23 protein-coding genes are annotated in these 21,975 nt (G+C 64.9%); 11 read left to right on the top strand and 12 right to left on the bottom strand.

Annotation, left to right across the window (positions count from 1 at the left end; translation table 11 throughout):
* Nucleotides 1-312, top strand: a complete 312-nt coding sequence (locus AC3WOS_RS04060; RefSeq protein ID WP_492714560.1) for a chaperone modulator CbpM — start codon at nt 1-3, stop codon at nt 310-312.
* A gap of 114 nt (nt 313-426) precedes the next feature.
* On the opposite strand, the gene AC3WOS_RS04055 is transcribed toward AC3WOS_RS04060, so the two are convergent.
* The 5 genes from AC3WOS_RS04055 to AC3WOS_RS04035 all read right to left on the bottom strand — a co-directional run bounded on the left by AC3WOS_RS04055 (nt 427) and on the right by AC3WOS_RS04035 (nt 4,859).
* Entirely contained in the window at nt 427-1,374 is a 948-nt protein-coding gene (locus tag AC3WOS_RS04055) for a LysR family transcriptional regulator (protein ID WP_492714559.1), read from the bottom strand.
* A gap of 192 nt (nt 1,375-1,566) precedes the next feature.
* Nucleotides 1,567-2,388 (bottom strand): isocitrate lyase/PEP mutase family protein, encoded by an 822-nt coding sequence (locus AC3WOS_RS04050; protein WP_492714558.1) that lies wholly within the window; start codon nt 2,386-2,388, stop codon nt 1,567-1,569.
* An 81-nt stretch (nt 2,389-2,469) separates the two neighbouring features.
* Nucleotides 2,470-3,210 (bottom strand): alpha/beta fold hydrolase, encoded by a 741-nt coding sequence (locus AC3WOS_RS04045; protein ID WP_492714557.1) that lies wholly within the window; start codon nt 3,208-3,210, stop codon nt 2,470-2,472.
* 138 nt (nt 3,211-3,348) lie between these two features.
* Nucleotides 3,349-4,002 (bottom strand): 2-hydroxychromene-2-carboxylate isomerase, encoded by a 654-nt coding sequence (locus tag AC3WOS_RS04040; RefSeq protein ID WP_492714556.1) that lies wholly within the window; start codon nt 4,000-4,002, stop codon nt 3,349-3,351.
* Nucleotides 3,999-4,859, bottom strand: coding sequence for a CmcJ/NvfI family oxidoreductase (locus AC3WOS_RS04035; protein ID WP_492714554.1), 861 nt, complete (start codon nt 4,857-4,859; stop codon nt 3,999-4,001). The genes AC3WOS_RS04040 and AC3WOS_RS04035 overlap by 4 nt, the downstream gene beginning before the upstream one ends.
* Before the next feature lie 146 nt (nt 4,860-5,005).
* Here AC3WOS_RS04035 and AC3WOS_RS04030 point away from each other — a divergent pair, with 146 nt between their 5' ends.
* The 3 genes from AC3WOS_RS04030 (at nt 5,006) to pncB (ending at nt 8,079) form a co-directional block, all read left to right on the top strand.
* Entirely contained in the window at nt 5,006-5,911 is a 906-nt protein-coding gene (locus tag AC3WOS_RS04030) for a LysR substrate-binding domain-containing protein (RefSeq protein WP_492714553.1), read from the top strand.
* 61 nt (nt 5,912-5,972) lie between these two features.
* Nucleotides 5,973-6,842: a cysteine hydrolase family protein gene (locus AC3WOS_RS04025; RefSeq protein ID WP_492714551.1), complete on the top strand. Its 870-nt coding sequence runs from the start codon at nt 5,973-5,975 to the stop codon at nt 6,840-6,842.
* Between the two features lie 46 nt (nt 6,843-6,888).
* On the top strand, nt 6,889-8,079 hold the full coding sequence (gene pncB, locus AC3WOS_RS04020) for a nicotinate phosphoribosyltransferase (RefSeq protein ID WP_492714550.1): 1,191 nt from the start codon (nt 6,889-6,891) through the stop codon (nt 8,077-8,079).
* A 6-nt stretch (nt 8,080-8,085) separates the two neighbouring features.
* Here the strand turns inward: pncB and AC3WOS_RS04015 are convergent, their stop codons facing one another.
* On the bottom strand, nt 8,086-8,391 hold the full coding sequence (locus tag AC3WOS_RS04015) for an antibiotic biosynthesis monooxygenase family protein (protein WP_492714549.1): 306 nt from the start codon (nt 8,389-8,391) through the stop codon (nt 8,086-8,088).
* Between the two features lie 120 nt (nt 8,392-8,511).
* Between AC3WOS_RS04015 and AC3WOS_RS04010 the strand changes: the two genes are divergently transcribed.
* The gene (locus AC3WOS_RS04010) at nt 8,512-9,378 is read left to right on the top strand and encodes an SDR family oxidoreductase (protein ID WP_492714548.1); all 867 of its coding nucleotides are present in this window, start codon (nt 8,512-8,514) and stop codon (nt 9,376-9,378) included.
* A 1-nt stretch (nt 9,379) separates the two neighbouring features.
* Here AC3WOS_RS04010 and AC3WOS_RS04005 read toward each other — a convergent pair whose 3' ends face one another.
* Nucleotides 9,380-10,018 (bottom strand): TetR/AcrR family transcriptional regulator, encoded by a 639-nt coding sequence (locus AC3WOS_RS04005; protein WP_492714750.1) that lies wholly within the window; start codon nt 10,016-10,018, stop codon nt 9,380-9,382.
* Between the two features lie 176 nt (nt 10,019-10,194).
* Complete coding sequence (locus AC3WOS_RS04000) at nt 10,195-10,809, bottom strand: PEP-CTERM sorting domain-containing protein (RefSeq protein ID WP_492714547.1); 615 nt, start codon at nt 10,807-10,809, stop codon at nt 10,195-10,197.
* Between the two features lie 902 nt (nt 10,810-11,711).
* Here AC3WOS_RS04000 and AC3WOS_RS03995 point away from each other — a divergent pair.
* From AC3WOS_RS03995 to AC3WOS_RS03985, 3 genes are all read left to right on the top strand, one after another.
* Complete coding sequence (locus tag AC3WOS_RS03995; protein ID WP_492714546.1) at nt 11,712-12,107, top strand: nuclear transport factor 2 family protein; 396 nt, start codon at nt 11,712-11,714, stop codon at nt 12,105-12,107.
* A gap of 147 nt (nt 12,108-12,254) precedes the next feature.
* Nucleotides 12,255-13,712 carry a sensor domain-containing diguanylate cyclase gene (locus AC3WOS_RS03990; RefSeq protein WP_492714545.1) on the top strand — a complete coding sequence of 486 codons (1,458 nt, stop codon included), beginning with the start codon at nt 12,255-12,257 and terminating at the stop codon, nt 13,710-13,712.
* 75 nt (nt 13,713-13,787) lie between these two features.
* Entirely contained in the window at nt 13,788-14,246 is a 459-nt protein-coding gene (locus tag AC3WOS_RS03985; protein WP_492714544.1) for a hypothetical protein, read from the top strand.
* Between the two features lie 22 nt (nt 14,247-14,268).
* Here the strand turns inward: AC3WOS_RS03985 and AC3WOS_RS03980 are convergent, their stop codons facing one another.
* Together AC3WOS_RS03980 and AC3WOS_RS03975 are read right to left on the bottom strand one after the other, a co-directional pair.
* Entirely contained in the window at nt 14,269-15,222 is a 954-nt protein-coding gene (locus AC3WOS_RS03980; protein WP_492714543.1) for a diguanylate cyclase domain-containing protein, read from the bottom strand.
* A gap of 120 nt (nt 15,223-15,342) precedes the next feature.
* Nucleotides 15,343-15,723 carry a PepSY domain-containing protein gene (locus AC3WOS_RS03975; protein WP_492714542.1) on the bottom strand — a complete coding sequence of 127 codons (381 nt, stop codon included), beginning with the start codon at nt 15,721-15,723 and terminating at the stop codon, nt 15,343-15,345.
* 180 nt (nt 15,724-15,903) lie between these two features.
* Here AC3WOS_RS03975 and AC3WOS_RS03970 point away from each other — a divergent pair, with 180 nt between their 5' ends.
* A complete protein-coding gene (locus tag AC3WOS_RS03970; protein WP_492714541.1) occupies nt 15,904-16,464 on the top strand; it encodes a DUF1003 domain-containing protein in 561 nt (186 codons plus the stop codon).
* Between the two features lie 28 nt (nt 16,465-16,492).
* Here the strand turns inward: AC3WOS_RS03970 and AC3WOS_RS03965 are convergent, their stop codons facing one another.
* On the bottom strand, nt 16,493-16,744 hold the full coding sequence (locus AC3WOS_RS03965) for a hypothetical protein (RefSeq protein WP_492714540.1): 252 nt from the start codon (nt 16,742-16,744) through the stop codon (nt 16,493-16,495).
* 135 nt (nt 16,745-16,879) lie between these two features.
* Between AC3WOS_RS03965 and AC3WOS_RS03960 the strand changes: the two genes are divergently transcribed.
* Nucleotides 16,880-18,457, top strand: a complete 1,578-nt coding sequence (locus AC3WOS_RS03960) for an RNB domain-containing ribonuclease (protein WP_492714539.1) — start codon at nt 16,880-16,882, stop codon at nt 18,455-18,457.
* Nucleotides 18,458-18,515: 58 nt separating this feature from the next.
* On the opposite strand, the gene AC3WOS_RS03955 is transcribed toward AC3WOS_RS03960, so the two are convergent.
* Entirely contained in the window at nt 18,516-20,636 is a 2,121-nt protein-coding gene (locus tag AC3WOS_RS03955) for a TonB-dependent receptor (protein WP_492714538.1), read from the bottom strand.
* A gap of 154 nt (nt 20,637-20,790) precedes the next feature.
* Here AC3WOS_RS03955 and AC3WOS_RS03950 point away from each other — a divergent pair, with 154 nt between their 5' ends.
* Entirely contained in the window at nt 20,791-21,963 is a 1,173-nt protein-coding gene (locus AC3WOS_RS03950) for a PepSY-associated TM helix domain-containing protein (RefSeq protein WP_492714537.1), read from the top strand.
* Nucleotides 21,964-21,975: the final 12 nt, after the last annotated feature.

The raw sequence follows: 21,975 nt of genomic DNA, 5'->3' as shown, positions 1-21,975 counted from the left end.
ATGGGGGAGAACAACAACCTCAGCGGCGTGCTGCTGGACGACGTGGCGCTGACCCTGGATGAACTGGCGCGGGCCTGCGCCGTGGACCCGGACTGGGTGGTGCAGCGGGTGCGCACCGGCATCCTGCTCGACAGCGCGCCCGAGGAAAGCACGGCCTGGCGCTTTACCAGCGTGGACTTGGTGCGGGCGCGCCGGCTGCGCCAGGTCGAGTGCGATTTCGACGCCAACGATGACGTGGCCGCGCTGGTGGTCGATCTGTCCGACGAGATCCGGCGCCTGCGGGCGCGGATGCGGGCGGCCGGCTTGCGTTAGCGGCCAGGCCGGACAGGGAAAGGGCGGCGCGTCTTGCGTGGCGCCGCAGTGGCGCGCAGTGGTGCGCGGTAGCGCCGGCCCGCTCCCGGGCTCGCCGATATGCGGCGGCGGGCGTCAGGCCGGTGCCGGACCTGGCCGCCAGTCGCTTTCCGTGATGGGGGCGCCCGGCGGCTGGGCCGCCAGGAATTGCCGCATCAGCCATTTGCCGGCCGGCCCCGGTTCGCGGTCGCCGCGGTGGATCAGGAACAGGGGGAACTGGTGGGCGCTGCCTTCGGCCGCATCCAGCCGCACCAGCCGGCCGGCCGCCAGGTCGTCCCCGATCAAGTGCTCCGGCATATTGCCCCAGCCTATGCCGCTGCGCAGCAGCGCGTGCTTGGCGCCCAAGTCGCCCAGGCGCCAGTCGCGCAGGGCCACCACGCCGAAATCCTGGCCCTTGGTCAGCTGGCTGCGGTCCGTCACCACCAGCTGGGTATGTTCGCGCAACTCGGCGCTCGACACCTTGCCCTTGAGCTGCCCCAGCGCATGCAGGGGCGAGGCCACCGGCACCATCGTCACGTGGCCCAGGTGCTGGCGCTCGATGCTGTCGGGCAGGTTGGGCATCCAGCCGCTGATGCCCACGTGGCATTCGCCGTTCAGCACCAGTTCCGCGATGGCGCCCAGCGCCTCGATGCGCAGCCGCAGGGCCACGGCCGGAAACTCGCGCTGGAAGGCGTGCAGGATCTGCACCAGGGTGCAGGTGGGGAACACCACTTCCACCGCCAGCGACACTTCCGCTTCCAGCCCCGACGACAGCGCCTTGGCGCGCGAGCGCATGCTGTCGACCTTGAGCGAGACGGCGCGGGCGTCGGCCAGCAAGGCCTTGCCCGCCTCCGTCAGCACGGGCTTGCGCTTGCCCCGGTCGAGCAGCACCACGTTGAGCTGCTCCTCCAGGTTGGCGATGGTGTAGCTGATCACCGACTGGGTGCGGTGCAGGGCCCGCGCCGCGTGGGCGAAGCCGCCATGGTCGATGACGGCGATGAAGACGCGCAATTGTTCGAGCGAGGGCTGGCCGGGGTCGCGCATATCCAGGAAGTCGATGCTATCGACGGAGAGTGAACTATTCCGTCGATGCTAACCGGCTTGCTTGGCGGCGGCAAGTGCGCATTCACATCCGCGCCGGCAACGGCACGGATACCGGCACAGATGGGGGCACTGCTGTTGGCAACCGGCACTTGCTAGCGCGCCGGCATGGCGACTGCGCCCGGCCAACAAGTATCAGGCTTGCGGTCCGAGCAGCGTGTTGAGCTGCTTTGAGCTCAGCTCCGTGCGGACGAAGCCGAACGTGCCTTCGCCCAGCATTTCGCGGCCGGCGCGCATCAGGGCATCATAGGCGGCCCGCGCCAGCGCGCCGCCCACGCTCACGCGGCGCGCACCGAGTGCGGCCAGTTGCGGCAGGTCCAGCGTGCTGCCGGCAAAGCCCGCCAGCACGTTGAGCGGCATGTCCAGTTCTCTGGCCACGGTGCGGATATCGTCCGGCTGCGTCAGGCCGGGGGCGAACAGCACGTCGGCGCCGGCCTCCTGATAGGCTTGCAGGCGGGCGATGGTGTCGCGCAGATCGGCGCGGCCATGGAAGTAGTTTTCCGCCCGCGCCGTCAGCGTGAACGGGAAGCCCAGTCCGCGCGCGGCCTCCGCCGCGGCCCGGATCCGCTCCGTGGCCAGGCCGATGTCGTAGATGGGTTGCTCGCCGGTGGTGGCGGCGTCCTCGATCGAGGCACCCACGATGCCCGTCTGGGCCGCTTCCACGATGCAGTCGTGGACGGCGGCCGGCGTATCGCCATAGCCGTTCTGCAGGTCGGCGCTGACGGGCAGCGAGCTGGCCGCGCACAGGCCGCGCAGATAGTCCATCATCGCCGCCCGACCCACGCTGAGGTCGGCGCCACCCAGCGACCAGGCGTGGCCGGCGCTGGTGGCGGCCAGCGCCTGGAAACCCAGCGCTTCGAGCAGGCGGGCCGAACCGCGGTCCCACGGATTGGGAATGATGAAACACTGGTCGTGCAGCGCGGCGAAGCGCTGGCCTTTTTGCAATTGCGTTTCCATAAGCCTCTTTAGTTCAGGTGGTGGGAAGCCCGCCCGGCGCGTGTCGGCGGGCGGGGAGCAGGACGGCGGCCATGCCGGCCGTTATGTGCGACAGTTCGCCAGGATGGCTTCGGCAAAGCGCTCGGGGTTATCCAGCATCATCAGGTGGCCGGCGGCCGCGATGTCCGTATTGGACGCCGCCATGCCGGCGACCCAGTCCGGCACGTCCCAGCCGGGGCGCGAGCGGGCACCGGCGAGCAGATGCAAGGGCAGGCCGGTGTCGAGCAGGCGCCGCACCATGTCCAGGTATTGCGCGCGGCCGGTCGCCGCCACCACCGCGCGCGCTTGCGCCCGCACTGTCGACGCCGGTTGATTGTGCAGCCAGTGCTGCGCCACGGCCAGTGTCCATGGCGTCGGCGCGACGCCGGACGCGGCGATCCATGCGCCGGCGCCGGCCAGGTAGCCATCGATGATGGCCTGCACCTCGGGCAGCGCCATCTGCGCGATCTGGCTCGACCAGAAGGCGTCCTTGAGCGTAAAGTTGCCCTCGATGCTGGTGAGCGAGCGCGTCAGCTCGGGGTGGCGGCTGGCGAAGAACATCGCGACCGCGCCGCCCACCGAGTGGCCGACGACATGCACCGCCGCGTCGCCGCGCTGCCGCAGCCAGGCGGCCACGTGGTCGGCTTGCGCTTCCAGCGTCAAGCCGTCCGTGTCGGCCGAGCGGTAGGCGCCATAGCCCAGCAGGTCGGGCGCCAGCACGGGCGTGGCGCCGAACGCCGCCACGATGCGCGCATCGGACAGCGCGCCGAACAGGCCATGGATGAGCAGGATAGGGGTGGTCATGGCTGGTGTGCTCCTTGAGGTTGCGTGCCGCCGATCTCGGCGTCGAGTTCGTCTAATTCCATATTGCGTTCTTTCTATGTCATCTATGCGTGATTACTGGCGTCCGCCGGGCACCCGAGACTGCTGTGGCGCCCTTCCTTACGACGCGCTCGGTTTGCCGGGGCCGCCGGGGACGCGGCCGGCGCTGGCCAGGGCGATCGCATCGTCGAGCCGGTCATTGCCCCAAAACATCTCGCCGCCCACGAAAAAGGTGGGAGCGCCGAAGATGCCCAGCGCCTGCGCCTGGGCCGTGCGTTCGCGCAGCCGCGCCTTGGACTGCGCCGTCTGGGCGGCGGCGATGATGGCGGCCGAGTCCAATTGCAGGCCGTCGAGGATCGCCGCCACGCTGGCCGGCGCGTCGATGTCGCTGTCGTCGGCAAAATTGCGCAGCATCACCTGCTCGCAAAAGGGCGCAATCCACGGCTGTTCGGCGCCGTACAGGGCCACGCGCACCGGCAGCACCGAGCGGCGCGGAAAGGTGCCCGGCTGGCGCCACGGCAAACCGTACTTGCGGCATTGCCGCGCCATGTCCTGCCAGACGTAAGCGCCTTTTTCCTTTTGCAGGACGAATGGCGACGTGTGCCAGCCGAAGGACTGGAACAGCGGCCCCAGCAAGAATGGGCGCCAGCGTACCTCCACCTGGGCCGCCCGCGCCAGCGCGCCCACGCGCATCACGCTCAGGTAGCTGTAGTTGCTGGCAAAATCGAACCAGAAGTCGAGCACCGCCGCTCCATGTTGTTTGTTTTGCATCATATCAGTTTCTCCTGGTCTTCGTACACCACCAAACAGCGGATTTCGATGCTTTCCCGTGGCGGCGCGCCGGCCGGCGCGTGCGGGTGGGCGAACGCGGCGTGGGGCGTGCAGCCGGCCACCGGGGCCGGGGCGGAGTCGAACTGCTTGAATATCAGCACCTCGTCCCGCGTCATGGCCGGGAAATAAGACCAGGCATGGCGCGGATGATGGATTGCCTGGTAGATCTCGCCACTGCGCTCGGGATAGTGGATGTCGCTCGCCACCAGCTCGTTTGGCGCCACCGTGCGCGCATCGCACACGGCCAGCGGCGCGTCGAGCACGGGATGGCGGATGGAGCGCCACAGGTTGACGATGGCGTAGCGCCGCACCGTGGGCGGCACCCGCTGCGCGCCCAGTTCGGCCAGCAAGCGGCGCTGCGCCGAGGCCGGCGTGAAGTCGTTGTGTACCCGTCCCGCCGCGCCGGGACGGTGGCCGTCGCGCCGGCCGAACGCTTGCGGCACGCCTGGTTCGCGCTTGCGCAACAAGTGGTCGAACACGTAGCCGCGGTCGGCGCCCGTCACGGCCAGCGCCAGCGCCAGCACTTCCGGGTAGTAGACCCGCACGATTTCCTCCCGGTCCAGGAAGTCACGTACCTGGCTCGGGGCGTGATGCAGTTCGAAGCCCTGGCGGTCGATCGACAGCGGCTCCCGCGCCAGGCGCGCATCGGCCAGCGCGACCGTGGCGTGGGCATAGCCGGCGTTTTGCCAGGCGGCGCCGCGCGGCGGCGGATACATATAGTTGTAGGGCCGCTGCGTGGTGGGCAGCAAATATTCAAGTTGCGCCAGAAGCGGGCTGGCGCCGGTCGCGGGCTGTTCCATGACATATCCTGATTTAACATGATGACCATGCCATTACAGCGCATGCCGGCGTCTGGATCAAACGCTGAAATTGGCCGTCTCACATGCCAACCGGGCATGCGTATAATGGATGTCCATGCGCTATGCCAATACACCAGGTGCCCCCGATGGCCAACCGCCTGCTCGATCTGCCTCCGCTCGACCTGATACGCACCTTTGTGGCCGTGGGCCGCGGCATGAGCATCACGCTGGCCGCCGGCGAGCTGTGCATCGTGCAATCGGCCGTCAGCCGGCAGGTGCAGGCGCTCGAGGCCCGGCTCGGCTACCGCCTGTTCGTGCGCGGCCATCGCAGCATCGTGTTCACCAACGAAGGACAGCGCCTGTTCCGCACCGCCGATGCCTGGCTGGAGCAAATGGGCGACGTGGTGGCCGCGCTGCGCCCAAATGCGGCCGGGCACGCGGTGACGGTCAGCGCCAGTATCGGTGTGACGGCCTTGTGGCTGCTGCCCCGCCTGGGCGCGTTCCAGCTGGCCTCGCCTGAGGTCGATGTGCGCGTGGCGGCGCATAACCGGCTGGTCGACCTGGAACGGGAGCAGATCGATCTGGCGCTGCGCTATTGCCGGCCGGGCGATGCGCCGCCGGGCGCGATCCGCTTGTTCGACGAGGCGCTGGTGCCGGTCGCCAACCCGGCGCTGGGCGTGGGCGACATCGCGGACCCCGCGCAATTGGCCAGCCAGGTGCTGCTGGAGTTCGACGACGCGTCGCGCCCGTGGCTGCAATGGGCGGACTGGCTCGGTGGTGCCCGCCCGCCGAAGGCGCGGGGCATGTTGCGCTTCAATCAGTATGACCAGGTGGTGCAGGCGGCCTTGGCCGGCCAGGGCGTCGCACTGGGCCGGCTGGAACTGGTCCGGCCTCTGCTGGAGCAGGGCAAGCTGCGGGTCGCTACGGCCCGCGCGCCGCGGCCGGTCGACTATGCCTATTGGCTGCTGGCGCGCAGCGTGCCGGTCAGCCCGCACGCGGCGCAGGTGCGCGACTGGATCTTGAGCCAGGCCAAGTCCGATGTGGCGCCGTAGTACGTGGCGCCGGCGGCGCTTGCATTAAGATGTGGCATTCCCTCCCGTCTCGGAGCCAGTCATGAAACGCCAGCTGCATTTGCTCATCATCGACCCGCAGAACGATTTTTGCGACTTGCCGCCCGGCTATCTGCCGGACAATCCGGCCACGCGCCAGCCCCACGCGCCGGCCTTGCCCGTGCCGGGCGCCCACCAGGACATGCTGCGCCTGGCCGGCCTGATCAATCGCGGCCGGCAGGGGCTGACGGCGATCAGCGTCACGCTCGATTCCCATCACCGGCTCGACATTGCCCATCCCACGTTCTGGCTGGCGCACGATGGCGCTCCGGTGGCGCCGTTTACCCAGATCGCGGCGGCCGAGGTGCGGGCCGGCAAGTTCCTGCCGCGCCAGGGGGACGCGCTGCCGCGCGCGCTGGCCTACCTGGACGCGCTGGAAGCGGCCGGCCGCTATCGGTTGATGGTGTGGCCCGTGCACTGTGAAATCGGCAGCTGGGGCCACAACGTGCACGCCGATGTGCGCGCCGCCTACAACCGCTGGGAGGATGCCACCCAGGCCATCGTGGCCAAGGTACTCAAGGGTTCCAACCCGTGGACCGAGCACTATTCGGCCGTGCAGGCCGAAGTGCCGGACCCGGCCGACCCGGCCACCCAGCGCAACCAGGCCTTCATCGCCGCGCTGGCGGCGGCCGACCAGGTCTACATCGCAGGCGAGGCCGGCAGCCACTGCGTCAAGGCCACCACGGAACACATCGTGCAACAGTTCGGCGACGACCAGCTGGGCAAGCTGGTGCTGCTGACCGACTGCATGAGCCCGGTGGCCGGCTTCGAGTCGGCCTACCAGGACTTTCTGCGCGCGATGCAGGCGCGCGGCGTACGGCTGGCCCAGTCGGGCGATGTGCTGCAGGAACTGCTGGCCAACGCCGGCCACTAGCGTGGCGTAAGATGCAAGCTGGTCTCTTCATTTTTGGAATCTACCGATGACGCCCATCGTCCGCAGCCTGCTGGAAACCGACCTGTATAAATTCACCATGTGGCAGGCGCTGCTGCACGGCCACCCGAATTCCCACACCGAATACGAATTCGTGTGCCGCAACACCCCCGTGTTCCCGCTTGCCGAATTGAAGGAGGAGGTGGAGCGCGAGCTCGACCATCTGTGCACGCTGGCCTTCACCGAGGACGAGCTCGATTTCCTGCGCGCCCTGCGCTACATGAAGAGCGACTTCGTCGACTTCCTTACCGTGTTCCGCTTCCAGCGCAAGTTCATCCAGGTCGGCACGGATGGCGAGCGGCTGGTGATCCACGCGGCCGGGCCGCAGGTGCACGTGATGGCGTTCGAGATCTTCGTGCTCTACATCGTCAACGAGCTGTATTTCCGCCGTTTCGAGCGGGACGGCGCGCTGGAGGAGGGGCGCCAGCGGCTGGCCGCCAAGATCGCGCAGCTCGAGGTTTTCAGCCGGCAGCCGGCGCTGCGCCACCCGTTCGAGTTTTCCGACTTCGGCTTGCGGCGCCGTTTCTCGGCCGCCTGGCAGGACGAGGTGGTGTTCAAGCTGGCGACGGACATGCCCCAGTATTTCAAGGGCACCTCCAACGTCTACCTGGCCAAGAAATTCGGGCTGGTGCCGATCGGCACCATGGCCCACGAATACATGCAGTCGTTCCAGGCCTTCGGGGTGCGGCTGCGCGACTTCCAGAAGGCGGCGCTGGAGGATTGGGTGCAGGAATACCGGGGCGACCTGGGCATCGCCCTGACCGACGTGGTGGGCATGGACGCCTTCCTCGACGATTTCGACCTGTATTTCGCCAAGCTGTTCGACGGCCTGCGCCACGATTCGGGCGACCCCGTCGTGTGGGGCGAAAAGGCGCTGGCCCACTACGGGGCCCTGCGCATCGACAGCAACACCAAGCGGCTGGTGTTTTCAGACGCGCTCAACCTGGACAAGGCGCTGGCCCTGTACCGTCACTTCGCCGGCCGCATCATGACCGGCTTTGGCATCGGCACCGACCTGACCAATGACGTCGGTCTGACACCGCTCAACATCGTCATGAAGCTGGTGGCCTGCAATGGCCAGTCGGTGGCCAAGCTGTCCGATGCGCCCGGCAAGACGCTGTGCAAGGACGAGACTTTCCTGGCCTACCTGCGCCAGGTGTTCCACCATCCCGTCCTGTAAGGGGGATCAGTTGCCGAAGCCGGTGACGACGGTTTCGAAATGCTCGACCTTGGGCGGCAGGGCGAAATGGCTGCCCACCAGGCCGCGCCAGTCCTGGAAGCCCTGGCTGCCGCGGAAATCGACCGTGTGGTTCTCCAGCGTGGTCCAGCCCACCACCAGGTGGTAGGTGTCGGGCACTTCGATGTCGCGGTCCAGCCGCATCGACAGGCAACCCTTGGCCGCCTGGAAGATGGGCACGGCCTGCGCCACGGCGGCCTGGAAGGCGGCATGGGATTCAGGCTTGATGTAGAGCTCGGCGATTTCATAGATCATGGTGGGTCCTTTCGTAAGAGTGTCGCCATTTTGCCTGAATCCGCCGCTTTCTGCGGCTGTGTCTTGTTTCAAATCAATCAGGTGCTTTATTATGCAAGGCCCAACGTCAAGGAAAACGCCATGTACCGTTCCGTCTTCAAGCCCGGCCTGTTCAAGGATCAGCTCATCATCGTGACGGGCGGCGGCAGCGGCATCGGCCGTTGCACGGCGCACGAGCTGGCGGCGCTGGGCGCCACGGTGGCCCTGGTGGGGCGCGATCCGGACAAGCTGGCGCGCGTCTGCGAGGAGATCGCGGCGGCCGGCGGCGCGGCCCATGCCTGGCCCTGCAACATCCGCGACGAGGCGGCCGTGCAGGCGCTGGTGGCGGCCATCGTGGCCGCCCATGGCCGCATCGACGGCCTGGTCAACAACGCCGGCGGCCAGTTCCCGGCCCCGCTCAAGGATATTTCGCTCAAGGGCTGGGAGGCGGTGCTGCAGACCAACCTGACGGGCGGCTTCCTGATGGCGCGCGAGTGCCTGAACCAGGCCATGCAACAGCGCGGCGGGGCGGTGGTCAACATCGTGGCCGACATGTGGGGCGGCATGCCCAACATGGGCCATTCCGGCGCGGCGCGGGCCGGCATGGTCAACTTGACGGAAACGGCCGCCTTCGAATGGGCGCAGTACGGCGTGCGGGTCAACGCGGTGGCGCCCGGCTACGTGGCCTCGTCCGGCATGGATGCCTATCCGCCGGCGATGAAGCAGACCATCCTTGGGTTTCCGCAAACGGTGCCGCTCAAGCGCTTCGGCACGGAGGCGGAAATCTCGGCCGCCATCGTGTTCCTGCTGTCGGAAGCGGCGGCCTTTATCACGGGCACCACCTTGCGGGTGGACGGCGGCCGGCCCAATGTGCGGCCCGGCATGCCGATGCCGGCCCTGTGCAACCCCAGCGTGCCGTTCGACGGCTTCCACCTGGCGCAAACGCCCAAGGTGTTGCGCGAAGGCTGAGTCAGGCAGGCACGGCCGGTGTGCGCAGGATGAATTGCATGGCTTGCGCCGCCAGCTGGGCCACGTCGGCGCCGCCGTCGGCCTTGTACCACTGCACGGTCCAGTTCAGGGCGCCGAAGATCAGCTGGCGGTCGAACTGCGACGGCATGGCCCACTCGCCCGAGCGGTGCAGCGCGGCGATCACGGTATCCCACACGGCTTCGTAGCGGTCCTTAAGCGCCACGATGCGGGCCCGCGCGGGCGCGTCCAGGGCCCGCGCCTCGTACAGCAGCACGGGGATGAAATGGTGGTCCGGCGCCAGCAGCGTGTGCAGATGCACTTCCACCAGCTGTTGCAGGGTCTGGCGTGCGGGCAGGCCCTGGGCCGCGATGGCTTCGATCTGCGCCAGCGACTGCGCCAGGCCCTCTTCCATGATGGCGGCCAGGATGTCCTGCTTGGTCTTGAAGTGGTAGAACCAGCTGCCCGACTGGATGCCGGTGGCGGCGGCGATGTCGCGCACGGTCGTGTTGTCATAGCCACGCTCGCGGAACAGCCGGGCCGATTCCCGGATCAGCTCGGCCCGCAGGTTGCCGCCGGCCTCCTTGAGCGGACGGCCGCGTTTCTTGGCAGGGGCGGAAGCGGAAACAGGGACGGTAAGCATGGCTGCGGCGGGTAGGGAGACGATGGACAGCATTCTAATCGAGGCCATGCGGATAGCGCCAATTGCGGCCCTGTCCGGCGCTGCCGGCGCGCCCAATAAAAAGCCCGGGCGCTAGGCCCGGGCTGGTGGTGATACGGCGGGTTGGAAGTCAGCTGGCTGGCAGCCCGCGGCGGCTGTCAAGCTTTCCTCGGACGTGCCAGGAAGGCGAGGATGCCCAGGCCCATGATGAACATGCCATAGCTTTCCGGCTCAGGAACGGCCGGGATGTTCATCGACAGCAGGCTGCCTTGCTTGTCAGGACTATCGCCGACATAGAAGCCCACTTTCAGCGACGGGTTACTGAAGTCCTGCGTGCCGCCGGTGAAGGTGAAGTGGAACTTCATGTCGTCGCCCAAGGCGATCCGGTCGCCCGTGGTCGGGGCGAAGAAACAGGCACGTTGATCGCCGGAGCTGCCGCCGTCGCAGCCATTTGCCGTCAGTTCATTTGGCGAGAAGGTCCACCCGCTTGCAAGCAGTGTGTTGGTTGGTCCGGCGTCGCCGGTCAAGGAGGCGGTAGTAAACGAGCCGAGGCTCTTCACTTGCACCATGCCGATGTTGGTGGCCGTGGCCCAATCGCCCGTCCGGCCAGCGGCGTCAATTTCCAGCGTCAGCTGAGTGGCAGAATCTTCCGTGAACGTGAATGTCACGCCCTGGAAGGTGATTGAACCAGCGATGGCGCTTAATGGTGCGGCGATCAGTCCGGCGGCGAGCAACAAGCTGCCGGCTGTTTTTTGGCAAATCATCTTGTGCATTTTAGTTCCCTCTTTTTTTTAGTTTGTTACCCATCAACAACCACGTCAAATTGCGGTGCAGAAAAACACATCGCAAAAACCAAACTCGACAATTCAATTTAGCAGGAAAAAATACAAATTAAAGTATTAGTTTCACCACCTTGGTTTCCAATAATCAACTGGCTATTGAAAATATGTTGCGATAGTCTTTTTTGATTTTTCCTCCTTTTCTGTCATATGTTTTCGTTGAGTAAGTAATGAGGCAATAAATACTCTCCTGTCGACCGGAACTATAATGTTTTTATATGAAATAGCATGTTTGCCATTTTTACCATATTACACATTGCTTGCCATTTTATGAACGACTTACTGGTGCCGGTATTTGATGTACTGTCCAATTTAATTATTAATAATGAAAACTTGTGAGCTAAATACTATCATCTGAATAGAGACCGCAAGTATGTTTTTTATAATCGAAATGCCGAGTTGATTGAGTTTTCCCAATAATGCCCTCTACTTGATGTTGGCGAGATTATTTCCGTTAAGTTATTTAAATTGCCGTGATCTAAACTTATTTTCGGTAAATATTTTAAATAACATGACAATTTACAATGCTGCTGAGTAATTTATATTTGAGTTCATATAGTTGATATTAGGGTAAGGCCTTAACCTGTCCGCAAAAATTAGGGCAAGATGGGCAATCCGGGCTGACAAGTCCTATACGTGGATGGGTATGGCTTGCGGTTTGGCAAGTGCGTTCATTCATATCTGATGGGGGCGGCACAATTAATCCCCTGTTCCATTACCTGCACAACAGAAAGGAAGATGTACTTTGCGACAGCGCGCCCGGGTTTGATTTATAGCAGATCATCCGCCGTGGTGTATTCGCCGCGCACGCCGCAAAATGCATCCAAATAACAACAATGACCCTCGCGCCCTCTGCCAATATTGCCCTGCTGACTGCTGAACAAGCGGAAGTGATGGCCCCCATCGAACAGTATTTCCTCGGCCATGCGCGCGACGACGCGGCCCACATGCGGCAAGCCTTCCTGCCCACGGCCCATATCGAATCGATGCGCGAAGGCGTCTTCACGTCCTGGCCGCTGGAGATTTATTGCGAACGATTCAAGGGCGTACCGGCTGCCGACGAGGCAGCGCGCCGCCGCACGGTGGACTGGCTCGACGTGGCCGGCCTGTCGGCCTGCGCCCGCATCACACTGGTGCATGGCGCCACCACCTTTACCGACTACTTCGTGCTGCTGAAGACGGCCGATGGCTGGAAGATCGCCAACAAGGCTTTCCACGGCCGTCCCAGCTGATCTGGCAATTGTTGTGGCCGCTTGACCGCGCGGGAAAAAAGGTTTGCCGCAAACAGCAACGACCTTGTTACACTTGTCCCATGCAAGTCGCAGGCGCGATTTGCCGCCCCGGCTGGTAACAGCCGATATGGCAAGACGGTGCAGCACATGGCGGATCTACCACAACCAGAAGAACAGGTTTTCCTGTCCACGGTCCCGGCCGGGCCGCGCGAGCGGCGGCTGGCCTATGGCGTGGTGATCGTCTCGGTCAGCATCTTCCTGGCGGCCGTGCCGTTCGCACGCACGCCATTGCCGCGCGTGTGGGCCTTCATCCCGGCCTATGAATCGGCGCTGGTGATCTGCGACCTGATCACGGCCAGCCTGCTGTTTGGCCAGTTTCATTCCTTCCACGCCCGTTCGCTGTTCGTGCTGGCCTGCGGCTATCTGTTTACGGCGCTGACGGCCTGCATTCACCTGCTGACCTATCCCGGCGTGTTCGAAGCGGGCGGCTTGCTGGGGGCCGGGCCGCAGACGACCGCCTGGCTGTACATGATGTGGCATGGCGGCTTTCCCCTGTTCGTGATCGCCTATGCGCTGCTCAGGCGCAGCAAGATGGACGACGTGCTGCCGGCCCGCTGCACCAGCGTGCTGATCGGGCTGGGGGCGCTGGCGGTGGTACTCGTGGTGGGCGTGCTGGCGGCGGTGGCGACGCGCTTCCAGTCGATCTTGCCGGCGATCATGATGGCCGACCATTACACGCCGGCCATGACCGGCGTGGTGGCCACGGTCTGGGGCCTGAGTCTGCTGGCGCTGGTGCTGTTGTGGCGCGGCGGTGCCCGTTCGCTGCTGGACCTGTGGCTGATGGTGGTGATGTGGGTCTGGCTGGTCGATGTGGCGCTGTCGGCCATGCTTAACGGTGGACGCTTCGACCTCGGCTTCTACGCGGGCCGGGTGTACGGTTTGCTGGCGGCCAGTTTCGTGCTGATCGTGCTGCTGGCCGAGAGCGGCATGATGTACAGCAGCCTGCTGGCGATGATGGAGCGGTTGCGGCGCATCAACCGCACCGACGGCTTGACCGGCATCACCAACCGGCGCGCCTTCGACGCCGAGCTGGAACAGGAATGGCGGCGCACCCTGCGTGGCCACGCGCCGCTGGCGCTGCTGATGATCGATGTCGACTTCTTCAAGACCTACAACGACAGTCGCGGCCACGTGGCCGGCGACAGCTGCCTGCGGGCCGTGGCCCAGGCGCTGGCCGGCGCCACGCATCGGGCCGGCGACGTGGTGGCGCGCTACGGCGGCGAAGAGTTTGCCGCCCTGTTGCCGCAGACCGGCCTGGCCGACGCCGAGCACATGGCCCAGCGCATGCGGCTGGCCGTGGCGGACCTGGGCATTCCCCACGGCGGCACGCCCGACTGGCCGCAAGTGACGGTCAGCATCGGCGTGGTGTCGGTCAGTTGCATCGGGGCCGTCGCCGGGCCCGGCCCGGCCCAGCCATCGCCGCCGCCCACGCTGGTGGTGGAGGCGGCCGACAAGGCCCTGTATGTGGCCAAGTCGGCCGGACGCAACCGCATTTCCGCCAGCGCGCTGCAAGTGGTCGAGACGCACGCGCTGCATCCGGCCTGAGACTGACGGCGCGGAACATCGGCGCGCTTCGCCGGTCTAATCCGGAAACGCCGTGTGGCGTTGGCGGGAGGCGGCATGGATACGGTAACGGAACAGGACGGCTGGGAGGCGCTGGGCCACCGGCTGCGCGACAAGCGGCGCCGCATCGCCGCCTTCAACCGCAAGTTCAGCACGCGCGGAGCGGGGTTGACCAATACCGGCATCATCGCCAGCGCCCTGGCGACCGTGCTGACGGCGGCCCCGGCCATTGGCGGCCTGCGCCTGACCCAGGCGTTGGGAGCGGCCGGCGAGAACAGCCCCAGCTGGCGCATCCTGTGCGCGGTGGCCAGTGTGTGCTCGCTGGTGGCCACCGTCGCCACCAATATGTTCCGTACCCACGACATCGCGGCCCGGTTGGCCAAGGCGCAAGCCATCGATGCCAGGCTGGAGGGATTGGAAATGCTCGTCGAGCTGCGCCAGCTGACGCTCAAGGAAGCGACTGCCCGCTATGAAAGCACGATACCGGACGTGGCCTTTATCGCGGCCGAGCCATGAGGGCGATGGCAGGAAGGCAGGGTCAGGCGGCGTCCTCTTGCACGCGGTCCACTACCACACAGTCGCGCCCGGCGTGCTTGGCCGCGTACAGGGCGCGGTCGGCCGCGCCCAGCAGGCTTTCCGCGTCGGCCAGGCGGTCCTTGTCGAAGCTGGCCACGCCTATGCTCATCGTCACGTGGTTGCGCACGGCCGCCGGGGCGTGGGTGATGCCGAGCGCGGCGATGCGGGCCCGGATCGCTTCCGCGTGCTGTTGGGCTTGCGCCGGGCCCGTGTCGGGCAGCACGGCGGCGAATTCCTCGCCGCCGTAGCGGGCCGCCAGGTCGGCCGGGCGCTGCAGCATGCCGGCAAACGCCTCGGCCACCAGGGTCAGGCAGGCATCGCCCTGCTGGTGGCCGAAATGGTCGTTGTAAGCCTTGAACGAATCGATGTCCATCAGCAGCAGCGACAGTTCGCCGCCGTTGCGGTGGGCGCGCCGCAGTTCACGGTCCAGCGCCACGTCGAAATGGCGGCGGTTGGCGATGCCCGTCAAGCCGTCCACGTAGGACTGGGCACGCAGGGCTTCGGCCTGGCCGCGCAACTGGCGCTCGCGGCCCACGGTGGTGCTGACGTCGCTCACTTCGATCAGGCAATAGCGCTCCTTGCCCTCCGTGAACGGGGTGACGGACACGCCTTGCTCCATCCGTTCGCCGCCCCAGGTGCCGGTGGGGTAGAGCGCGAACGGGGTGCGGTTCAGCGCCTGCGGCAACTGGGTGGGCAGGTTGTTGATGAGGGCCGTATGCACGGCCTGCTCCAGGCGCTGGCCCCGCAGATCGGGGATCAGGTCGAACAGTTCATTGCCTTGCACGCGGCTGGCGGACCAGCCCGAGTGGCTGGCCATCCACTGGTTCCACAACACGATGTGCTGGTTGGCATCGAGCACCACCAGGCCCAGGTTGGCCAGGCCCAGCACCCGTTCGAACAGTTTGGGATGGATCATGGGCGGCACTCCGCTGGGCAAAATGGGACAGCGGCGGAGGGCAGGGGGCGGGCGTATTCTTGCATGCGATCCTTCCAGACGGGAACGGGTTGCGGCGGTGGCGTGCGCGACATGGCAGGATTATAAGCGCTGGGGCCGGCCCTGTGCGGCCTTTGCACGGGCCGGCATGCCGCGTTTTTTCAGCCACATGGCCACGCCGCTGGCGGCCAGCAACAGCGGCACCAGCCCCAGCAGTAGCCACAGCGCTTGCCCGTAGCGGCCCAGGAACTGGCCCGTATGGAGCGGGAATTGCCAGGCCGCGTAGGCGTCGCCGGCGCTGCGCATCCCCGGCGCCAGCACGCCGAGCAGGCGCGGCGTGCCCATGTCGACGAATACCCGCGTATTGCTGACGCGGCCCAGGTCGCCCGGGCGGTGCGGATCAACCCGGTAGCGACCCTGGCCCGGTTCGACGGCGAGCCGCCAGGGCTGGCCGTCGGGGTAGCGCTGTAGCGCCAGTGCCACGGCCATCTCGGGCGCGACGGCGACCTGCTCTGCCGCGATCGGCGCCAAGCTCCCGGTCGGCGCCGGGCTGAGCGGGGAGAGCGCGTCGATGGGCCATGTGCATATCTTTCTTTCGTGCTTAATTGCAAATAATTCTCATTTAGAATGGCGGCGGCAGGCCGGCGCGGCAAAGCAGGTATAGTGAGCGCCTCTCATCTTTCCCGGAGCGTCATCATGCACTCATCCCCAGTCCACAAGGCGCCGCCGGCTGGTGAGCCCGATGTTGACCATTTGCGCTTCCACCGCCAGCACGAACACCTGTCCAAGACTTTTGGCAATGACCTGTTCGGGTTGAAGGCGGAAGCGTTCGCGCGGCTGTTCGGCACGCCGGCCTTTCTCGGGATTCAAACCGTCATCGTCGGCATCTGGATCGCGGCAAACGTGATGGGGCTGGTGCAATTTGACCGCTATCCCTTCATCCTGCTGAATCTGGCATTCAGCCTGCAGGCGGCCTATGCGGCGCCACTGATCCTGCTGGCCCAGACGCGCCAAGCAGCGCGCGACAAGGCGCATTCCGATGCCGACGCCAAGCATCGCGAAGCGATCGCCATTGTGGCGGCCAAGCACTCGGAGCAAATGTTGGAACTGCTGCGCCAGAACACCGAGCTCACGGAAATCACCAAGACGATGGCCGAGCGCATTGAAAAACTGACGGCAGAAATACATCACCATTTTGTGCAGGATGGTGCGCCCAGGCAGTGAGGCGGGCAGTTGGCCGTATGGACGCCGGTTATGGTTCGCCGGTCTGGCCCAGCGCGGAACGGGACGCCTGCGTTTTCAGACGCTTTTCCCACCAGCCATAGTCCGACAGCGTTTCATTTGCCAAGGCCACCCACCGTTGATACTCGGATGCGCTAGGTTTGCATGGTGGCAGTGGCGGCTCCACGCCCTGCGCGATGCAATAGCGGATCGCGTCTTCCAGCATGCCGTCGTCGAGCAGGCGTCGACACGCATTGGAGTGGAGCAGTGCCAGATTCTTCATGTTGAATGACATTTCTTGACTTGCCGGTGCTCGTTTTCAGTGCGATTGCCGCCACCAGGCTGGCCACGGCGTACACTGAGCGCTTGATCTTGCCGCCACGCCGGGCGGGATCTGTAGCACAGGATACTCCCATCCATGGCATCGGCCCGAAAACGCAGGGGCAGCGGCCGGCGGCGCGCTCTGGTCCTGCGTGTTGCTGCTGCCACGATGCATCTGACGAGAGAGGGAACAATGCGCAATGCCTTGAATAACCATCGCGCCAACCTGGCAACCATTGCCGCCTGGGCCATGTTCAGCCGTGGCCTGGAACCGGAATTTCCCGCCGCCGTGCAGCAACAGCTGAGCCGTCTGAAAGGTCCCGCGCATGAGCCGGATGGCAGCATGCGTGACTTGACCATGTTGCCCTGGTGTTCCATCGATAACGATGACTCGCGTGACCTCGATCAGCTGACGGCAAGCGAACGGTTGGCGAAGGGCAGCGTCAGGATCTATTTGGCGGTGGCCGATGTGGATGCGCTGGTGAGGAAGGGCTCTCCCATCGATGAGCATGCACGCCTGAATACCACTTCAGTCTACACCTCGGCGCGCGTTTTCTCGATGCTGCCGGAGCAGCTAAGTACCGACCTCACTTCGCTCAATCCCGATGCCGACCGGGTGGCCCTCGTCGTCGAGATGGATTTCAGCGATGACGGACTGTTGATCTCCTCGTCCATCTACCGCGCGCTGGTGCGCAACAAGGTGCAGCTTGCCTATGATGCGGTGTCGGCCTGGATCGTCGGCGATGGCGCGTTGCCGGCGCCGGCAGCGCGCATCGCCGGCATGGATCTGCAGTTGCGCATGCAGGATGAGCTGGCGCAGAAGCTGCGGGTGCTGCGCCGGGCCCAGGGTTCGCTGGAGTTCGAGAGCTTTCAACCGCGCGCCCTGTTCGATGGCGACCGCATCACCGACATCCAGTTGCAGTCGCACAACCGGGCCCGCCAGTTGATCGAGGAATTGATGGTGGCCACCAACGGCTGCACTGCGCGCTTCCTGGCGGCCAACGGTGCCGTCTCCTTGCGGCGGGTGGTGCGCTCGCCGGACCGCTGGCAGAAGATCGTCAAGGTGGCCGCCGAATATGCGGTGCAACTGCCCGCCGAGCCTGACGGCAAGGCGCTGGAAGCCTTCCTGGCGCAACAGCACCAGCTGGACCCGCTGCGCTTTCCGGACCTGTCGCTGGTGATCGTGAAATTGATGGGATCGGGTGAGTATGTGGTCGAGCAGCCGCACGGGCCGGCCATCGGCCATTTCGGGCTGGCCGTGGGGAGCTATATGCATTCGACGGCGCCCAATCGCCGCTACCCCGATCTGGTCACGTTGCGCCTGATTAAGGCCGTGCTGGCGGGCGCGCCACCGCCTTATTCCAACGTGGAACTGGAAACGTTGGCCATGCATTGCACCATGCAGGAGGATGCGGTCAGGAAAGTGGAGCGCCAGGTCCGGAAATCGGAAGCGGCACTGTTGTTGCACTCACGCATAGGGCAACTGTTCAATGGACTGGTGACGGGTATCGGCGACCATGGCGTCTGGGTGCGCATCTTGGTGCCGCCGGCGGAAGGGCGGCTGACCGGGGAATTGCCTGACCTGAAGGTGGGGCAGCAAGTGCATGTGCGCCTGGTCTCCACGTCCGTCGAGCGGGGATTCATCGATTTTGCGTTGGCGCGCGGGGCGCAATGACTGGCTATCAATCTACGTGGCAGCAAACCGAACGGGAAGGCCACGTCCCGCGCACACACTAGAACATGCGGCTCCAGTTCACGGCCAATGTACGGCCGCGGCCAGCATAGGTATTCTCGGGGTCGGTCGCCGCAGCCGATTGCGAATAGTAGCTGACGTATTGCTTGTCCAACAGGTTTTCAAGGCTCACGCCAAACTTGCCGTAGCGCGTATCAAAGGTCGCGGCAGCGTCGACCAAAGTGTAGCCCTTGAAGTGTTCTTCCAGCTTGCTGGTGCCGGCCACCCGGCCGATGTTGATGTCGCGGTTAAACAGGTGCGTAGCCTGCAATCGCAGCTGAGACGCCGGCATCCACTTCCAGCTGCCAGCCAGCACTGCCTTGTTCGGTCCCTGCGAGCGCGCACCGAGCGAGACATCCATTGGCGCGCCTTGGGTGGCGGCGGTCTTGCCGTCGGTTTTGGCGTAGCTGCCCGAGACCGACAAGGTCTTGGCGGGACGCCACTCGCCGCTCACTTCCCAGCCTTTGACCGTCGTAGGAACGCGCTCCACGAGACCCAGACCGGCCGGGTTAATTCGGATCACGCTGCCCAGCTTCGAGCGCGAATCATAGCGCGAAATGCTGAACAGTCCATGGGCGCCACGCCAGTTGACGCCGACTTCATTGTTGCGGGTGACGATAGGCTGAAGACTGATCAGGTTCGACACCGACTGGCCCGGCGTCGTTACGCCACGCAACACCAGGCCCGCGTCCGGCAAGCCGAAGCCTTCAGCGCTGGCCACAAAGGCCGACCACTGTGGAGCAAAGCGCCAGACCGCGCCAATGTTCTTGACCGATTCGGAAAATTCCGCGGAACCGCCCTGCACCACGCGGCTGCCATAGGCGGCAAGGGTGGTGTAGGTATCGACATTCAGTTTGGCTATTTCGTGGCGCACGCCCCCCCGAACCGTGATCGGACCGAGTTCATACTCGAGTTGGGCGAAGGGAGCGGTCGACTTGAACTTCAGCAGCGGCACCCAGGTGCGGTCGGTGAGCGCCAGGCGTTGCTCGGTCTGGTCGCGCAGGAAGTCCACCCCGAATGTCGCCTCAAGGCCGGAGATGACGGTGTCCGGACGCACGTAAGTGATGCGCGCCCCCAATTTGTCGGCGATGATCTGCGACTGGTCCCACAGTGTGCCGCGGGGGGCGATACGCGTGTCCTGGAAGGTGGCGACCTTGGTGGCGCCATACAATGCTTCGAAGTCGTGGCTGAACAGCTGGGCGCTGATGGTGCCGCCGGAAAAATCCGCATGACGGTAGTCCAGGCTAGCGCTGCGGACCTTGTTGCGGGGGGACTTGCCTATCGGGGTGCCCGGCAAGGAGCTGGTCGGAACGCCCGCCGCCAGGTCGCCAGGATCGTTCATGTAGTCACCGTCGCCCGCCAGATTGAAGCGGTTCACAGATAGCTGCAGACGCTGCGCGCCGACGGTCTTGCCGATCTTGAGGAACAGATCGTCCCCATGCGTGTCAAGGGTATCGCCCTGGACTGTGTCTATGCCAAGACGGCGGCCGGTTCCGTCGTAGCCCATGCCACGCTGTTGCACTGCCGCATAGCCAAGCAAGTCAAAGTCATCGGACTTGTGGGCGATCGAATAACCGGTCTTCCAGTCGAGATTATCGGACCGGAACTGGGTGGCTGCGCGCACGTTGACGCCGTAAGTCGTGCCGTTCGAGCGGGGCGCCTTGGTGATGTAGTTGATGATGCCACCGGTCGCGCCCATCCCCTGCACCGCGGATGCGCCATTAATCACCTCGATGCGTTCGATGATAAAGCTGTCGGCGAAGTAGCCTTCGCGCATGCCGGCACGGAGCGGATTCGACTGAGGAATACCGTCGAGCAAAATCAACGGCTGCCGGCCGCGCAGCGATTCGCCGGTAGACGTCATTTTCTGGCGGCTAGGCGCGTATCCGGGAATGAACGTCGCCAGCGCCTGCGATGGATCGTCGGCGATCAGGTATTGCGACGACAGTTCCTGCTGGCTGATGACGGAGATCGCGCCAGGAATCTTGTCGATTGCCTTTTCGCCGCGCGTTGCGGTAACCACCACTTCAGCCGTTGAGCCTTCTGTGTTGACAACGGCTTGCTGGGCATAAGAGTTGGCTGCCGCCATGGTCAAGCACGCGGCGGCAACGGAGAGGGACATGGGCGTAATCGAGGGCATACGACAGGCAATCCTTGAAAATGAGGCGGTGAACTTTTCCGCCGAGCAATGTAAAATGAGAATGATAACGATTATTATTCACCTCATCAATCTAATTAAGAATTATTCTCATTAAACCGTTACCCAAACTAACCCTGTGAAAAAAATCGCCCGCGCCTTGCATTTGTGGACCGGCCTGGTCTTCGGAACCATCCTCGCCGTGCTTGGACTGACCGGGGCTGCCCTCGGCAGTATTCATGAACTCGATACCATGTTGAATCCCGGCTTGTTGCATGTGGCGCCGCCACGTGGAGCGAGCGCGGGCGATCCGCTGCGCGCCGACCCGGCGCTGACCCAAGCCGTCTGCGACATGCTGACGCGCGATCCGCGCTACGGAACGCCGAACACGCTGGAGTTGCCCATGCGTGCCGGCGATGTGTTCATCGCGTGGTACCGTGCGTCGCCGGACCACGGCAAAGCCCCCTGGGGCCAGGCCGTCACGCGCCAGGTGATGGTCGATCCCGCGGATCTGCGCGTGACGGGTGAACGTAATTGGGGGGAGTTCGGCCTGTCGCGGCCCCTGTTGATGCCGACCATTTTCCACCTGCACCGCTATTTGCTGGCTGGAGAACTGGGTAAGGTGGTGGTGGCGATCACGGGCGTGTCGCTGGCCGTCACGATCCTGACCGGCTTGATTCTGTGGTGGCCGCGCATGGCGCGCTCGGCGATCTGGGGTGCCTTGACGGTCCGGCATGGCGGATCGTGGCCACGGTTCAGCTTTCAACTGCACCGCGCGGGCGGTTTCTTCGCGGCGCCCTTGCTCCTGGTGTCCGCAGTGTCGGGCGTGCACTTTACGATGCCGCAGTGGGTGACTCCCCTCGTTAACGTCATTTCCCCGGTAACGCCTGCTGCCAAGTTGGTCAACCAGAGTCGCCTGCCGGGCGACGCCATATCGCTTGCCGTCGCGGTCACCGCGGCGCAGGCCAGGTTTCCTGATGGGCGCGTATCGCGTGTGTCCTTCCCGGCCAAGGCTGGCCAGCCTTTTGAAATCAGGGTGCGCCAGCCCGCCGAACTTCGCCAGGGTCCGGGCGCGACGCGCATCAGCATCGATTCAGGGGATGCCAGCGTGCTGCGCGTGATCGATCCGGAACAGGCCCGGGGCGGCGATAAATTTCTGAGCTGGCTGTTCCCGCTGCATACGGGCGAGGCATTCGGTCTGGGGGGAAGAATCTTTATCAGCCTGTTCGGATTCCTACCCTTGGCATTCTTTGCGACGGGCCTGGTGATATGGGCCAAGCTGCGCAATAAGAAAACAGGGCTGGCGGCATGAGCGATCTTTATC

The sequence above is a fragment of the Rugamonas sp. FW305-51 genome (genome assembly GCF_058786935.1).
The sequence above is the reverse complement of the archived record's forward strand: the minus strand, read 5'-3'. Positions and strand labels throughout refer to the sequence as shown.

Coding starts and splice junctions, on each gene's coding strand:
- AC3WOS_RS04060 (WP_492714560.1), top strand. CDS start 1: ATGGGGGAGAACAACAACCTCAGCGGCGTGCTGCTGGACGACGTGGCG.
- AC3WOS_RS04055 (WP_492714559.1), bottom strand. CDS start 1,374: ATGCGCGACCCCGGCCAGCCCTCGCTCGAACAATTGCGCGTCTTCATC.
- AC3WOS_RS04050 (WP_492714558.1), bottom strand. CDS start 2,388: ATGGAAACGCAATTGCAAAAAGGCCAGCGCTTCGCCGCGCTGCACGAC.
- AC3WOS_RS04045 (WP_492714557.1), bottom strand. CDS start 3,210: ATGACCACCCCTATCCTGCTCATCCATGGCCTGTTCGGCGCGCTGTCC.
- AC3WOS_RS04040 (WP_492714556.1), bottom strand. CDS start 4,002: ATGATGCAAAACAAACAACATGGAGCGGCGGTGCTCGACTTCTGGTTC.
- AC3WOS_RS04035 (WP_492714554.1), bottom strand. CDS start 4,859: ATGGAACAGCCCGCGACCGGCGCCAGCCCGCTTCTGGCGCAACTTGAA.
- AC3WOS_RS04030 (WP_492714553.1), top strand. CDS start 5,006: ATGGCCAACCGCCTGCTCGATCTGCCTCCGCTCGACCTGATACGCACC.
- AC3WOS_RS04025 (WP_492714551.1), top strand. CDS start 5,973: ATGAAACGCCAGCTGCATTTGCTCATCATCGACCCGCAGAACGATTTT.
- pncB (WP_492714550.1), top strand. CDS start 6,889: ATGACGCCCATCGTCCGCAGCCTGCTGGAAACCGACCTGTATAAATTC.
- AC3WOS_RS04015 (WP_492714549.1), bottom strand. CDS start 8,391: ATGATCTATGAAATCGCCGAGCTCTACATCAAGCCTGAATCCCATGCC.
- AC3WOS_RS04010 (WP_492714548.1), top strand. CDS start 8,512: ATGTACCGTTCCGTCTTCAAGCCCGGCCTGTTCAAGGATCAGCTCATC.
- AC3WOS_RS04005 (WP_492714750.1), bottom strand. CDS start 10,018: ATGCTTACCGTCCCTGTTTCCGCTTCCGCCCCTGCCAAGAAACGCGGC.
- AC3WOS_RS04000 (WP_492714547.1), bottom strand. CDS start 10,809: ATGCACAAGATGATTTGCCAAAAAACAGCCGGCAGCTTGTTGCTCGCC.
- AC3WOS_RS03995 (WP_492714546.1), top strand. CDS start 11,712: ATGACCCTCGCGCCCTCTGCCAATATTGCCCTGCTGACTGCTGAACAA.
- AC3WOS_RS03990 (WP_492714545.1), top strand. CDS start 12,255: ATGGCGGATCTACCACAACCAGAAGAACAGGTTTTCCTGTCCACGGTC.
- AC3WOS_RS03985 (WP_492714544.1), top strand. CDS start 13,788: ATGGATACGGTAACGGAACAGGACGGCTGGGAGGCGCTGGGCCACCGG.
- AC3WOS_RS03980 (WP_492714543.1), bottom strand. CDS start 15,222: ATGATCCATCCCAAACTGTTCGAACGGGTGCTGGGCCTGGCCAACCTG.
- AC3WOS_RS03965 (WP_492714540.1), bottom strand. CDS start 16,744: ATGAAGAATCTGGCACTGCTCCACTCCAATGCGTGTCGACGCCTGCTC.
- AC3WOS_RS03960 (WP_492714539.1), top strand. CDS start 16,880: ATGGCATCGGCCCGAAAACGCAGGGGCAGCGGCCGGCGGCGCGCTCTG.
- AC3WOS_RS03955 (WP_492714538.1), bottom strand. CDS start 20,636: ATGTCCCTCTCCGTTGCCGCCGCGTGCTTGACCATGGCGGCAGCCAAC.